Source organism: Micromonospora sp. CV4, from assembly GCF_003667455.1.
In the GTDB taxonomy this organism is placed as follows: Bacteria; Actinomycetota; Actinomycetes; order Mycobacteriales; family Micromonosporaceae; genus Micromonospora.
Genome location: NZ_RCVI01000189.1, coordinates 19,014 through 32,533 on the forward strand (window position 1 = coordinate 19,014; position 13,520 = coordinate 32,533).

A 13,520-nucleotide genomic window follows, 5' to 3' on the forward strand; every position below is an offset into this window, starting at 1 on the left:
CTGTCCGCCGAATCAGCTTGCGTCACCGGTGGGGGCCTGTCAACGGGGAGTTCGGGAGGTCGAGACGGGCCCTTGACACGACTCGTGACCGGGACCACACTAGCGCCACTCGGGCCGGCCGCACAGCGGACAGTGGTCCGAATCCCTCGTACCCGGAAAGGAATGGGTGGCGATGAGCGCAACCTCCCGGCCGGTGATCTTCCGCAACGGCCTGGTTCTCACCATGGACGACGCACGCACGGTGCTGCCCGGCGCCGACGTGCTGGTCATCGGCGACCGGATCGCGGAGGTCGGCGTCGGCCTCGCCGCCCCCGACGACGCCCTGGAGATCGACGCCGCCGGCGGCATCCTCATGCCGGGGATGGTGGACACCCACCGGCACATGTGGCAGACGGCCATGCGCGGGTACGGCGCAGACTGGACCCTGACGCAGTACTTCGTCTGGTACTACCTGGAATCCGGCAAGCTGTTCCGGCCCGAGGACGTCTACGCCGGCAACCTGCTCGCCGCGATCGAGGCGGTCGACGCGGGCGTCACCACCACCGTCGACTGGTCGCACGGCCTCCAGACGCCCGACCACGCCGACGCGGCCGTCGACGCCCTCGAAGCGGTCGACGGACGGTTCGTGCTCGCCTACGGCAACATCCAGCAGGGCCCGTGGGAGTGGGCCACCTCGCCGGAGTTCCGGGACTTCCACCGTCGCCGCATCGACGGCGGCAAACTGGCCGGGTTCCAGATGGCCTTCGACGTCACCGGCGATCCCGCCTTTCCGGAGCGGGCCGCCTTCGAGGTGGCCCGCGAGCTGGGCGCCGCGGTGACCACCCACGCCGGCGTGTGGGGCGCCACCAACGACGACGGCATCCGGCTCATGCACGAGGGCGGCTTCATGAACCCCTCGACCGTCTACGTGCACGCGGCGACGCTCACCCACGACTCGTACAACCGGATCGCCGCCACCGGCGGCTCCGTCTCCGTCTCCACGGAGAGCGAGCAGAGCGCCGGGCAGGGCTACCCGCCCACCTGGCAGCTGCGCCACCACGACATCCCGGTGTCGCTCTCCATGGACACCAGCGTCTGGTGGAGCGGCGATCTCTTCTCGGCGATGCGGACCACCCTCGGCGCCGACCGCTCCCGTGAGCACCTGGAGGCGCACGCCAAGCAGGACACCATCACCCACTGCCACCTGCGCGCCGAGCAGGTCGTCGAGTGGGCCACCCGGGGCGGCGCCCGCGCCCTCGGCATGGACTCGACGATCGGCGCCCTCACCCCCGGCCGACAGGCCGACATCGTCCTGATCAAGAACGACGCCTCGCCGGTGATGTTCCCGATCCTCAACCCGCACGGTCACGTCGTCTTCCAGGCCCAGCGCGGCGACGTGCACACCGTGCTGGTGGGCGGCCGGATCGTCAAGCGGGACGGCCGCCTCGTCGACGTCGACCTCGCCGCCGCGCGGGCCAAGGTGGCGGCCACGATCGACCACCTTCGCGAGACCATGGGGGAGGAGGCGTGGCTGCGGGGCATGAACCCGGACGTCCCCGAGACCGCGATCCTGGAGAACCCGTACCAGTACACCGAGTGGGACGCCGGCTCGGCGCAATGGAAGCATTAAGGACATGAGTGACAACGGAAGGGGCGCCGGGCCCGACTTCATCGAGGCTCTCGCCCGCGGTCTCGACGTCCTGCGCTCCTTCCGTCCGGCCTGCCCGTCGATGACGCTCAGTGAGATCGCCGCCGCCACCGGCCTGGCCCGGCCCACGGTCCGGCGCATCCTCATCACCCTTGAGACGCTGGGCTACGTCCGCGCCGTCGGCCGTGGCCACGCCCTCACCCCACGCGTTCTGGAACTGGGGATGGCGTACGTCAACGCGCTGAACATGTGGGACGTGGCCCGCCCGCACATGGAGAAGCTCGTCGCGCAGACCAACGAGTCGACCTCGATGGCCCAGCTCGACGGCAGCGACATCGTCTACGTCGCCCGCGTCGCCGTCCCGAAGATCGTCACGCTCGCCGTGACCATCGGCACCCGGTTCCCGGCCCCCGCGACGTCGATGGGCAAGGTGCTGCTCGCGGGGCTGCCGCCGGAGACGCTGACCGCCGTGCTCGCCGAGCCGACCCGCTCCGGGATCACGCCCCGCTGGCAGCCGTCGCCCGGCGAGTTGGACGCCGTGTTGCGCGAGGTGCGCGCGAAGGGCTGGGCGCTCGCCGACCAGGACCTCGCTCCGGGGATCCGGTCCGTCGCCACGGGCGTCCGCGACGGCGACGGCCGGGTCATCGCCGCGATCAACGTGACCGTGCACGCCGCCGAGACGTCGCTGGAGACGCTGCTCGACGACCATCTGCCCCTGCTGCTCCGCGCCGCCGCCGACATCGGGCACGACTGGGCTCTGACCGCCGCGGTGCCGGTGACCACCGCCTGACGCGGTCGCTCGCGCGCCGCGGCCTGCGGCTCGTGGCGTCCGCCTGCGGCTCGTGGCGCGCGGCCTGCGGCTCGTGGCGCGCGGCCTGCGGCTCATGGCGCGCGCCTGCGGCTCGTGACTTCGTTCCTCGGCGTGCGGCCGCCGGCCCCCGGCCCCTCCCTGTGCGCCCTTTGCTCTGCATACCCCGATGCACCACTGCCGGCCTCTCGGGTGGTGCCTCGGGGTATGCAGAGCAAAGGACGCGATCGGGGTGGATCCTTCGGCACGTGACTCGTCGCGCCTCCAGGTAGGAACCGCCCAACCAACGGCGTCGACGGTGGCTCGGTCGACCCACCGCTGACCGACACCCAGACGACCGGTTGTAATCGGAGGGCCGTTCGGATGCGCGGTCGGGCGGTCACGAAATCCGGCGGCGGATCGTCACAACCAGCGGATAGTCTGCCTGCGCGCGTCGTCGCCCCGGTACGCCGCGCCCCCGCGCCTGGTCGGCGCGGCACCGCCGCCACCGCCCACCGGACGCCGGATCAACCGACCTCAGGAGAGTTTGTGACACAGCAATCCGTCGCGACATCGGACAAGCTCGACGCCGCGGTGCTCAAGGTGGCGGGCGTCGTCGTCCTCGGCGCGATCATGTCGATCCTCGACGTGACGGTGGTCAGCGTCGCCATCCCGACGTTCCAGAGCGAGTTCGACGCGTCGTACGCCCGCGTCGCCTGGACGATGACCGCCTACACCCTCGCGCTGGCCACGGTGATTCCGCTCAGCGGGTGGGCGGCGGACCGGTTCGGCACCAAACGCCTCTACATGGTGGCGTTGGCCCTGTTCACCATCGGGTCGGGGCTCTGCGCCACCGCCGACACGATCGGCGAGCTGATCGGCTACCGCGTCCTGCAGGGTCTCGGCGGCGGCATGCTCATGCCGCTGGGCATGACCATCATGACCCGGGCGGCCGGGCCGCACCGGATCGGCCGGTTGATGGCCGTCCTCGGCATCCCGATGCTGCTCGGCCCCATCGGCGGCCCGATCCTCGGTGGCTGGCTGATCGATACCGCGAGCTGGCACTGGATCTTCCTGATCAACCTGCCGATCGGCGTCATCGCGTTGATCTACGCGCAGTTGGCGCTTCCGAAGGACGCTCCCGAGCCGTCCGAGTCGTTCGACTTCATCGGCATGCTGATGCTGTCACCGGGGCTCGCGTTGTTCCTCTACGGCGTCTCGTCCCTGCCGGAGTCGGGCACCTTCGCCGAGACCAAGGTGTGGGCGCCCATGCTGGTCGGCGCCGCGCTGGTGGTGGCGTTCGTGCTCTACTCGTTCAAGCCCCGGCATCCGCTGCTCGACCTTCGGCTGTTCAGCAACCGCAACCTGACCATCGCCTCGGTGACGCTGTTCGTCTTCATCATCGCGTTCATGGGTGCCGGGCTGCTGTTCCCGAGCTACTTCCTGCAGGTGCGCGGCGAGTCGACGTTGACCGCCGGTCTGCTGATGGCCCCGCAGGGCATCGGCGCGATGATGACCATGCCGATCGCCGGCATGCTGGCCGACCGGGTACCGATCGGTCGCACCGTCCCGTTCGCGCTGGCGCTCATCGTCGTCGGGTTCTTCAGCTTCACCCAGGTCGACCCGCAGACCTCGTACTGGCTGCTCGGTGGCTCGCTGTTCGTGATGGGTCTGGGCATGGGCGGCACGATGATGCCGATCATGACCTCGGCACTGCGGACGTTGCAGGCCCACGACGTGGCGCGCGGCTCGACGCTGGTCAACATCCTTCAGCAGATCGGCGGGTCGGTGGGCGCCGCGGTGATGTCGGTGATCCTCACCAACGAGCTGAACGGGTCCCGGCCGATCCCCGGCCTGGTGGACCCGAGCGGCAAGCCGGTCACCGAGGCCGGGCTGGCCATCGCCTCCCAGCAGCGGCCGGAGCTGCTCCAGCAGATGCCGGTGGACCCCTCGCTCATCGAGCGCGGGCTCGACTTCGCCGCGAAGTCGTTCGCCACCACGTTCTGGGTCGCGTTCGCGCTGGTGGTGCTCACCTTCATCCCGGCGGCCCTGCTGCCGCGTCGGCGCCAGCCGGCGCAGCCGCTCGACGAGCAGGGCGAGCTGGTCAAGGCGCCCGTCGTCATCCACTGACCGACCCCGCCGCGCTCGGCACCCCGTGAGGTGCTGGGCGCGGCGGGTACGGCGTCAGCGCAACGGGCCGTCGCCGGGCCCGTCCGGGTCCTCGACCACGTGGATCGCCGCTTCCTCCGCGCTGGCGGCACCCGCGTCGATTCCGGCGTCCCATGCCACCGACTCGGCCTCGTCGTCCTCGCGGACGCCCTCGTCGTACTCGACGAGACGGCCGGCGCGCGCCTCGGCTTCGTACCCCCGGCGGGTCAGCTCGTCCTCGTCGTCGCCGCCCTCGGCGTACGGGTCGACATCCGGCACCTCCTGCGCGAGGTGCTGCTCCAGGGACTCGCCCGCCCGCTCCTCGGCGGGAGTGGTGCCGAACCGGTTCGCCGCCGTCCAGTGATCGGCGGCGACGATGCCGGTGTCCAGGGGGTCGCCCACGCGGTCGTCGTCCAGGGTGTCCGAGGCGTCCAGAACCCCGTCGTCCTCGGCGACGTTCCACTCGTCGACGGAATCCATCCGATCGGTCTGGCTCACGGCGGTCTCCTCTTCGTCACGGTGCAGCAAAGTGCCCAGCCTATGACCGTGCAACGCGGGCGCGCCCCGAGGCCTGCCCGCTGTGACGAACAGACCTCGGGGGCGCGATGGTCAGCGGCTCAGCAACTCCACCACGGCGTCGGTGAACTCCGCCGGCTGCTCGATGTGTCCGAAGTGCCCGCTGCGCTCCAGCAGCACCAGACGCGAGTCCTTGAGGCCCTCATGCAGCTGCCCGGCCCAGCGGGGGCCGCAGATGAAGTCGTGGGCCCCCACGATCACCACGGCCGGCACAGCGACCTGACCGAGTTCGTCCCGCACGTCGAAGGGGGTCGGGTCCTGAGCGCCCGCCGGCGCGGACCAGGCCCGCACGGCCGCCTGGAACGGGGCGAATTCGGACTCCCGCGCCCAGAAGTCCGCGAAGTAGACCGGCAGAGCCGCGCGCAGGCCGGCGCTCAGCGCCTCGTCGTCGGCGGCGGTGACCGCCTGCTGGAAGGCGGCCGGGATCGCCGCGGCCTCCGGCCGGTCGGGGTGCCGCAGCGGGTACGCGGCGAGCTGAGCCATCGCCTCGCCCCAGAACTCGGCGCCGGTGACGGGCGAGGTGTCGTACAGGGCGAGACCGGCGACCCGGTCGGGGTGCGTCAGCGCGTACCGCTGGACGACGAAGCCGCCGTGCGAGTGCCCGAGCAGGTACACCCGGGGCGCACCGAGGTGCTCGACGACGGCGTCGACAAACCGGACGTACGTGTCGAGACGGTAGTCGTCGGCGTTGTCGAGCCGTCCCGAGGCGCCGGTGCCGACCGGCTCGACGTACACCATCGTGAAGTGCTCTTCGAGACTCGGCATCCGCAGGTAGGCCCACTCGATGCCGGGGCCGCCGGAATGCGCCACGCACAGCGGGCCGGTGCCGGCGACGTGGTAGACCTGCCGAACGCCACCGACGGTGACCTCGTGGGCAACCGGTACGAGGACGCCGACGTCGTGGCTGGTGGAACCCATCAACTATCTCCCGATCCATGACCCGTGCGGCGCGTGCCGACACGGCAACTGGTGACTGACGCGGACCAGATGCGCGGGTCGATCGGAAAGTTCGCTCGGTCGGAGAAGTATCTTCAGACGGGCCGGCGGGTCTCCCGAGCCGGAACGGGGTGGAAGAGGGTGAGTTGGCGTACCCGCCCTCCGCGCAGCAGCTGCATCCACAGCGCCCCGGGTGGGCAGTGCTCCGGGTCGTCGGGCGGGCTGATCAGATCGGTCTCCCAGATCAGCACATCACCGCTGGCCACCACGTTGCGCAGCCGCTGCCGTACCCCGCTCGTCAGGTCCTTCGTCATGCCCTGGACCGCCAGGTCGGTGCCGCCGCGCAGGCCACCTGGTGCGAGCATCTCCGCGTCCGGCCACCAGCTCTCGCGCACCACCCGGTCGAAGTCGCCGCGCATCGCCGTCGTGATCATGTCGTAGCCCTCGCGCCAGCGGGCGTCCCGCGACGCGGCCACGTCGAGGTGCGCGGCGGTCGCCGACGCCCGCAGGCCGCCGGCGAGCGTGCGGCGCGCGTGGCTGAGCCGGCTGCGGACGGTGCCGACCGGCACGCCGCAGACGGCGGCGATCTGCTCGTACGAGGAGGCGTCGCTGAAGTACCGCAGCAGGGTCACCAACCGGTCGGGCTCGGACAGCTCCCCAATGGCGTGCCACACCCAGTCACGCAGCGCGCCCCGGTCCAGCGCCTCCTCGGGGGTGGGGGTGCTGGCCGGCTGGGCGAACCACTCGGGGTCGGCGACCGGGACGGGCCGGGGCCCGCGCAGCGTCATCCGACTGTTGTTTCGGACGATGGCCCGCAGCCACGGGCCGATCGCCGCCGGATCGCGAACCTCGCCGATGCGGCGCAACGCCACCACCATCGCGTCCTGCACCGCGTCCTCGGCGTCCGGGCCGTAGCCGAGCAGGCTGAGCGCGACCGCCCGCATCTCGGCCTCGTGTCGCGCCAGCAGCACACCGAGCGCTGCCGCGTCGCCCGCCTGCGCGAGCACCACCAGCTCCGGGTCACCGTGCGTCACGCCCACTTACCCCCGATCTGTGGCGTCCTGACCGATTCGACCGGTACGACCGGCCGTTCGAGCCTACGGCGGACGGCTGTGGGACCGACCAGGCTGGCTACCCGGATGGCGGACCGTCAGCTCAGGGCGCGCGCCGTCGCGTCGCTTGAAAAAACCGGTGCTGCGTGCCAGAACCTGACCTGTAGCGGTCGTACCGTGGCCGGCATGACGCCATTGCGCATCCCGGAGGGCAACCCGGGCAGCCACCTCGCGGCGACAGGTGAGCCGCTGGCACACGCGACGCGCATCCGGGTCTTCTGCGGGGGCCTGCGGTGACCCGCGTGAGCTGGGCGCAGGTGTGCGCCCGCCGCCTGGAGCGGCACGCGCTCTCCGCGCCGGGGTCGTCCGCTACCGGGCCGGCCCCGGAGGCCGACGTGGTCGCCGCCGTGGTGTCCGCGATGTGCGGCGCACACGCCCAGGTCGCCTCCGCCGCTGAGCTGTCCGTCGGACTGCGCGTTCCGGGCGCCACCCGTGCGCTGGTGCGCCAGGCACTCTGGACCGATCGCACCCTGGTCAAGAGCCGTGGGCCGCGCGGCACCGTGCACCTGCTCGCCGCGGCGGATCTGCCGATGTGGACCGGCGCGCTCTCCGCGCTGCCGCTCCCGCCGTACGAGCAGGGCCGTGACCTGCTGACCCCCGAGCAGAGCGAGCAGGTCCTCGCGGCCATCGCCGACGCGCTGGCCGAGGCCGAGCTGACCACCGCCGAGTTGACCGAGCAGGTCGTCGCCCGCACCGGGCCCTGGGCCGGCGATCGGGTCATGGACGCGTTCCAGGACAAGTGGCCGCGGTGGATCGCCGCGATGGCGGCCGCCACCCGGGGTGGGGTGCTCTGCTTCGGCCCGAATCGGGGCCGCTCCACCACCTACACCAGCCCGGCCCGGTGGCTGCCCGGGTTCGCGCCGATGGACGGTCCGGCCGCGCTGGCCGAACTCGTCCGGCGCTACCTGTACGCGTACGGGCCGGCCACCCCGGCGCAGTTCGCCCGGTGGCTGTCGGTACCCGCCACCTTTGCGGCGAGACTGTTCGAGTCCGTGGATCTGGCGCCAGTGACGGTGGATGGCACGCGGGCGTGGGTGGCGGCCGGCGACGACGGCTTTCCGGACGACCGGCCGTCGGGGGTGCGGCTGCTGCCCTACTTCGACGCGTACACCGTCGGCTGTCACCCGCGCGAGCTGCTCTTCCCCGGGGCGGCCGCCGACCGGGCGCTGGCCCGCGGGCAGGCCGGCAACTACCCGGTGCTGCTGGTCGACGGGACGGTCGGCGGGGTGTGGCACCAGCGTCGCTCCGGTCGCACGATCCACGTCACGGTGGAGCCGTTGCGGACGCTCGGCGCCCGTCGGCGGCGGGCGCTGGAGGAGCAGGTGGAGCGGGTCGGTCAGATCCTGGAAGGAACCGCATCGCTGACCGTCGGCGCGGTAGAGGTCGGTCCACACGCCTGAGGCGGGCAGGATGGGGGTGTGGACATCGAGCCGGTCGACTGCGCGCCCCGGCGAGCCTTTCCCTGGGCGATGCTGCGGCAACGCTGGCAGGATCTCACGTTTCTGCACTGGCCGGTCGCGCCGGAACTCGTCGCGCCACTGCTGCCCGCCGGGACCCACCCGGACACCCTCGACGGCGTCAGCCACGTCGGACTGATCGGCTTCCGGATGGTCGGGCTGGGCCTCGGCCGTGGGCCGGGCGTGCCGTACTTCGGCACCTTCTGGGAGACCAACGTCCGGCTCTACTCGGTCGACGACACCGGCCGGCGGGCGGTGGTGTTCCGCTCGCTCGACGCGTCCCGACTGGTACCGGTGCTGGTCGCCCGGGTGACGCTGCGGCTGCCGTACCTCTGGTCGTCGATGCGGTTGGACCGCGACGGTGACCGGCTCACCTACCGGTGCCGGCGCCGCTGGCCCGGACCGGTCGGTACGACGAGCCGGATGGTGGTCCGGGTGGGGGAGCGGATCGCCGATCCGACCCCCCTGGAGCACTTCGTCACCGCCCGCTGGGGGCTGCACACCCGGGCGTACGGGCGCACCCTGCACCTGCCGAACTGGCACCCGCGCTGGCCGCTGCACCGCGCCGAACTGCTGCACCTGGACGACGAGTTGGTGGCCGCCGCCGGGCTGCCGGCGCCGACCGGGCCGCCGGTCAGCGTGCTGTATTCCCCCGGCGTCGGGGTGCGGTTCGGCCCGCCGGTCACGGCGTCGGCGCCTCGAACCGCCGACGCCGCGCCGGAAGGCTGACCGGGCGGATTCGCCGCCGACAAGCTCTCAGCCGTCGCGTCCGGCACCGCGGTCGGGAGCGCTCATGTCCCCCGTGCCGGGCGTGCCCTCGGCGAGCCCGTACCGCAGGTAGACGGTGCCCGTCGGACTGGCCGCCGGCGGTTCCAGGAGCGTGAGGTTCGTGGGCACCGCGCCACCGTCGAACACCTTCTTCCCGACGCCGAGCACGATCGGATGCACCCAGAGGTCGAGACGGTCGAAGAGCTTCTCGCGCAGGAGTGTCTGCACCAGGTTGAGACTCCCGACGACCTTCACGTGCTGGTGCCGTTCACGGATCGCGCGCACCGCGCCGGCCAGATCCGGGCCGACCTGCGTGGACCCGGCCCACGAGAGGTCGGGCCTGCCCTGGGAGGCCACGTACTTCGGGATGCTGTTGAAGAGCGTGGCGATCTCGTTGTCCTGGCCGCCCTCCTGATGGGGCCAGTAGGCGGCGAAGATGTCATACGTCCGCCGGCCGAGCAGGAGGGCGTCCGTGCCCTCGTACGCGGCCATGACCTGCGCACCGGCGACCTCGTCCAGCAGGGGCGCCTGCCAGCCGCCGAACTGGAACCCCACCGGGTCCTCGTCGGGGCCGCCGGGCGACTGCCCGACGAGGTCGAGGGTGGCGAACAGCTCGATGTGGATGAGGCCCATGCCGTGCTCCCGATGAAGTGGTCGTCCGCGTCGGGAGGTAGACCCGTGGGCGTCGGCAGACTCATCGCTGCGACGGCACCCGGCTTTCCTCGTACCGCCCATACTGACCGTATCGCGCGGCGCCGCTGCCGCCGGCCCGTCGGGCCGGTTGCGACAGCGTGTCGTACGTCAGTAGCGGCTCCCCTCGGGCGCTGGCAGGGCGTCGAGGTCGGCCAGGTCCTCGGCGCTGAGCCGCACGTCGCCCGCCGCGCAGTTGTCCACCAGGTACCGGGGGGTCTTGGTGCCGGGGATGGGAATGACGTGGCGGCCCTGGGCGACCACCCAGGCCAGCGCGACCTGTGCGGGGCTGACGCCGGCCCGGTCGGCGATCTCCCGGACCCGGGCGACGATGGCGAGGTTGGCGCGCAGCGCGTCCTGCTGGAAGCGCGGCAGGCCACGGCGGAAGTCGTCGGCCGGCAGGTCGTCGAACGAGGCGAACCGACCGGCGAGGAAGCCCCGGCCCAGCGGGGAGAACGGCAGGAAGGCGATGCCCTGCTCGGCGCAGTACGGCAGCACCTCGGTCAACGGGTCACGGGTCCACAGGGACAGCTCGGACTGCACCGACGCCACCGGGTGCACCGCCTGGGCCCGTACGATCTGCGCCACCGTCACCTCGGACAGGCCGAGCTGGCGCACCTTGCCCGCCGCCACGACCTCCGCCATCGCACCCCAGGACTCCTCGATGGGCACGTCCGGGTCGACGCGGTGCAGCTGGTAGAGGTCGACGTGGTCGGTGCCGAGCCGGCGCAGACTGTCGTCGATCGCCGCGCGGATGTGCTCCGGGCGGCCGTTGTTGCCGATCCTGGGGGAGTTGCCGGGGCCGCCGGTCGGGGAGGTGACGACCAGCCCCGCCTTGGTCGCCAGGACGGCCCGCTCCCGGTGGCCACCGGCCAGTGCCCGGCCGACCAGCTCCTCATTGGTGTACGGCCCGTACACGTCCGAGGTGTCGATCAGGGTGGCTCCCAGGTCGAGCGCCTGACGGATGACGGAGACCGACGTGTCGTCGTCGCGCGGGCCGGTGATGTCGTATCCGTGGGTCATGCCCATGCACCCGAGTCCGATGACTCCGACCTCGGGACCTGCGCTGCCCAGCGTGGTGGTTCGCATGCGCCCCACGCTACGGCGCTTGGAGGCGCGGTGCCCCCCGCTTGTCGGCGGCCTGTGCTGCACTGTCCGGCATGGAGCCCACCCGATTTCTCAGCTGCCTCGCGGATGACTTCGCTCGGCTGCGCGCTGTCGCCGCGACCGACCTCACCGCGGCGGTGCCCAGCTGCCCCGGTTGGAATGTCGCCGACCTGACCCGCCACGTGGGCGAGGTCTATCTCCACAAGACCCTGGCCATGCGTGACGGCGCCGAGCCCGAGCCCTGGCCGCCGGCCGAGCTGGCGACCGAGGAGCCGCTGGCGCTGCTCGATCGGACGTACGCGGGGTTGCTGGCCGAGTTCGCGGCCCACGCCCCGGAGGATCCGGCCGGCTCCTGGTACGCGCCGGGCCAGACCGTGGGCTTCTGGATGCGGCGGATGGCGCAGGAGACCGTCATCCACCGCATCGACGCCGAGCTGGGCGTCGGTGTCCCGTTCGCGCCCGTCCCGGACGACCTCGCCGTCGACGGCATCGACGAGCTGCTCAAGGTGTTCGTGGAGTATTCGGCGGCCGGGTGGGCCGATGACTTCAACAAGATCCTGGCCGACGCGCCGAGCTGGACGTGCGCGATCCGCACCGACGGCGCGGCGTGGACGGTGCGTACCGAGCCGGGGCTGTTCCGCGTGACCGACGGCGCGGCCGACGACGCCGACGTGACCGTGACCGGCCCGCCGGCCGCGATGCTGCGTTGGGCGTGGGGTCGGGACCTGACCGGTGAGCCGGACGGCGTCGCCGTCGAGGGTCGGGCCGAGGCGTTGACGCCGATGCGTCGCTGCATCGTCATCGCGACACAGTGAGATGCCCCGGCCGCTCGGTGACGCCACCACCCTAGAATCGATGATGTTCACTGCCGCGTCGGCGGCGGTGTCGCGGGTGGTAGGCGGAGGGCGGTGCGCAAGATGGGACCGGACGAACGGGATCGGCTGTTCGAGCAGGCACGGGAGCAGTCGACGCGGCAGGACACCTGGGCGGAGGCGGACCGGCTCTGGGTGCGGGTGATCGACGCCTACCGGGAGGCCGCGCAGGGCTCGGGCCGGGTGAATCGCCGAGACCAGCAGCAGTTGGCCCGGGCGCTGTGGCGGCGAGGGATGCTGCTGTCGGCGCGGGGCCGGGCCGCCGACGGGATGGCGCCCGGCGGTGAGGCGGTCGCCCTGTTCGAGCGGGTGCATGACGCGGTGGCGGCCGAGGGTGGCGACGTGGCCGATCCGGCGTGGGACGAGGCGCTCGCGGAGCTGATCACCGCACTGGTGGACCTGGCGGAGGTCGCCTTCGCCGCCGGTCAGCCCGCCACCCGGCTGGAACTGGTCGAGCGGGCCGTGGCCGTGGGTCTGCTCACCGTTGCGTCCCCGCCGTCCGCCGGGCCCCGCACCAGGGAGGCGATGGGCACCGCCTATCACAACCAGGCCGTCGCGTTGCTGCACCGATCCGTCACGCGACCCGCCGGGGACGACCCGATCCGGGAGGCGGCGCTGGCCGCGTCCCGGGCCTGCGAGCTGCGCCAGGGACTGCTGGATCCGCTGCGCCCGCTGAGTCTGTGGGAGATGGCCAACACCTACGGGGTGTACGCGCAGTGCCTGGCGCTGATCCGGGACTTCGACCGTGCCGCCATGGTGCTGGGGCTCGGCAATCGACTGGTGGAGCTGCTGGGGCCGGCCGGCGCGCAGCCCGCCCAGGCCCTGCGCGTGGCGGCCGAGATGGTGGCCCGGGAGAAGTCGGCGTCGGGCGTGACCGCCTCGCGTCGCTGGGGGTGGCGGCGGCGCTGACCTCCCGGCCAGCGGGAATCCGCTCGCTCCGTCTTGCCTTGCATCGTTCCTGATCGATATTGTGCGCCCAGGCGCCGCCCCGCCTCAGGCCATCACTGTCGATCGACCGAAGCGGGTTCAGCATGCGCACACTGAGACTTGTCACGGCCCTGGCCGTCGCCGGCCTGCTCGCCGGTGCGGTGGCGATCACCGCCACACCGGCCAGCGCGGCGACCGCCGTGTTCTCCGTAACGAACAACTGGGGCAGCGGCTATCAGGGCCAGGTCACCGTCACCAACAACACCTCCGCGCAGATCACCAGCTGGCGGGTCGAGTTCGACCTGCCGTCCTCCTCGAGCGTCAGCCAGTCGTGGAACGCGCAGCAGAGCACCGCCGGCAGCCGGTACACGTTCATCAACCTCTCCTGGAACGGGACTCTGGCCGCCGGCGCCTCGACCTCGTTCGGCTTTCTCGTCGCCGGCTCCGGCACCCCGGTCAACTGCACGGTGAACGGCTCATCCTGCGCGGGTGGGCCGCCCCCGACGCCCACCC

The 13,520-nt window shown here is 72.1% G+C and carries 13 protein-coding genes; 8 read left to right on the forward strand and 5 right to left on the reverse strand.

All coding sequences use genetic code 11. From position 1 onward, the window contains the following. The first annotated feature begins 172 nt into the window (after positions 1-172). From EAD98_RS05950 to EAD98_RS05960, 3 genes are all read left to right on the forward strand, one after another. Positions 173-1,609 (forward strand): amidohydrolase family protein, encoded by a 1,437-nt coding sequence (locus EAD98_RS05950; RefSeq protein WP_121653071.1) that lies wholly within the window; start codon positions 173-175, stop codon positions 1,607-1,609. A gap of 4 nt (positions 1,610-1,613) precedes the next feature. Then, positions 1,614-2,417 carry an IclR family transcriptional regulator C-terminal domain-containing protein gene (locus EAD98_RS05955; protein ID WP_121653072.1) on the forward strand — a complete coding sequence of 268 codons (804 nt, stop codon included), beginning with the start codon at positions 1,614-1,616 and terminating at the stop codon, positions 2,415-2,417. A gap of 546 nt (positions 2,418-2,963) precedes the next feature. Continuing rightward, positions 2,964-4,544 (forward strand): DHA2 family efflux MFS transporter permease subunit, encoded by a 1,581-nt coding sequence (locus EAD98_RS05960; protein WP_121653073.1) that lies wholly within the window; start codon positions 2,964-2,966, stop codon positions 4,542-4,544. A gap of 54 nt (positions 4,545-4,598) precedes the next feature. On the opposite strand, the gene EAD98_RS05965 is transcribed toward EAD98_RS05960, so the two are convergent. The 3 genes from EAD98_RS05965 to EAD98_RS05975 form a co-directional block, all read right to left on the reverse strand. Further along, positions 4,599-5,060, reverse strand: coding sequence for a DUF5709 domain-containing protein (locus tag EAD98_RS05965; protein ID WP_121653074.1), 462 nt, complete (start codon positions 5,058-5,060; stop codon positions 4,599-4,601). A gap of 111 nt (positions 5,061-5,171) precedes the next feature. Further along, a complete protein-coding gene (locus EAD98_RS05970) occupies positions 5,172-6,056 on the reverse strand; it encodes an alpha/beta fold hydrolase (RefSeq protein WP_121653075.1) in 885 nt (294 codons plus the stop codon). A gap of 113 nt (positions 6,057-6,169) precedes the next feature. Next, complete coding sequence (locus tag EAD98_RS05975; RefSeq protein WP_121653082.1) at positions 6,170-7,108, reverse strand: RNA polymerase sigma factor; 939 nt, start codon at positions 7,106-7,108, stop codon at positions 6,170-6,172. A gap of 320 nt (positions 7,109-7,428) precedes the next feature. Between EAD98_RS05975 and EAD98_RS05980 the strand changes: the two genes are divergently transcribed. Both EAD98_RS05980 and EAD98_RS05985 read left to right on the forward strand, forming a co-directional pair. Next, entirely contained in the window at positions 7,429-8,586 is a 1,158-nt protein-coding gene (locus EAD98_RS05980) for a winged helix DNA-binding domain-containing protein (protein WP_233583728.1), read from the forward strand. 18 nt (positions 8,587-8,604) lie between these two features. Beyond that, the gene (locus EAD98_RS05985) at positions 8,605-9,372 is read left to right on the forward strand and encodes a YqjF family protein (protein WP_121653077.1); all 768 of its coding nucleotides are present in this window, start codon (positions 8,605-8,607) and stop codon (positions 9,370-9,372) included. Positions 9,373-9,399: 27 nt separating this feature from the next. Here EAD98_RS05985 and EAD98_RS05990 read toward each other — a convergent pair whose 3' ends face one another. Beyond that, positions 9,400-10,044 carry a dihydrofolate reductase family protein gene (locus tag EAD98_RS05990; protein ID WP_121653078.1) on the reverse strand — a complete coding sequence of 215 codons (645 nt, stop codon included), beginning with the start codon at positions 10,042-10,044 and terminating at the stop codon, positions 9,400-9,402. A gap of 168 nt (positions 10,045-10,212) precedes the next feature. Beyond that, on the reverse strand, positions 10,213-11,190 hold the full coding sequence (locus tag EAD98_RS05995) for an aldo/keto reductase (RefSeq protein WP_121653079.1): 978 nt from the start codon (positions 11,188-11,190) through the stop codon (positions 10,213-10,215). 71 nt (positions 11,191-11,261) lie between these two features. Here EAD98_RS05995 and EAD98_RS06000 point away from each other — a divergent pair, with 71 nt between their 5' ends. From EAD98_RS06000 to EAD98_RS06010, 3 genes are all read left to right on the forward strand, one after another. Then, the gene (locus EAD98_RS06000; RefSeq protein WP_121653080.1) at positions 11,262-12,023 is read left to right on the forward strand and encodes a maleylpyruvate isomerase family mycothiol-dependent enzyme; all 762 of its coding nucleotides are present in this window, start codon (positions 11,262-11,264) and stop codon (positions 12,021-12,023) included. A gap of 102 nt (positions 12,024-12,125) precedes the next feature. Continuing rightward, positions 12,126-12,989: a hypothetical protein gene (locus tag EAD98_RS06005; RefSeq protein WP_147457339.1), complete on the forward strand. Its 864-nt coding sequence runs from the start codon at positions 12,126-12,128 to the stop codon at positions 12,987-12,989. A gap of 122 nt (positions 12,990-13,111) precedes the next feature. Further along, positions 13,112-13,520, forward strand: a 409-nt coding sequence (locus tag EAD98_RS06010; RefSeq protein WP_199723304.1) for a cellulose binding domain-containing protein, incomplete at its 3' end; no start/stop codon positions are given.

Coding starts and splice junctions, on each gene's coding strand:
- EAD98_RS05950 (WP_121653071.1), top strand. CDS start 173: ATGAGCGCAACCTCCCGGCCGGTGATCTTCCGCAACGGCCTGGTTCTC.
- EAD98_RS05955 (WP_121653072.1), top strand. CDS start 1,614: ATGAGTGACAACGGAAGGGGCGCCGGGCCCGACTTCATCGAGGCTCTC.
- EAD98_RS05970 (WP_121653075.1), bottom strand. CDS start 6,056: ATGGGTTCCACCAGCCACGACGTCGGCGTCCTCGTACCGGTTGCCCAC.
- EAD98_RS05990 (WP_121653078.1), bottom strand. CDS start 10,044: ATGGGCCTCATCCACATCGAGCTGTTCGCCACCCTCGACCTCGTCGGG.
- EAD98_RS05995 (WP_121653079.1), bottom strand. CDS start 11,190: ATGCGAACCACCACGCTGGGCAGCGCAGGTCCCGAGGTCGGAGTCATC.
- EAD98_RS06000 (WP_121653080.1), top strand. CDS start 11,262: ATGGAGCCCACCCGATTTCTCAGCTGCCTCGCGGATGACTTCGCTCGG.
- EAD98_RS06005 (WP_147457339.1), top strand. CDS start 12,126: ATGGGACCGGACGAACGGGATCGGCTGTTCGAGCAGGCACGGGAGCAG.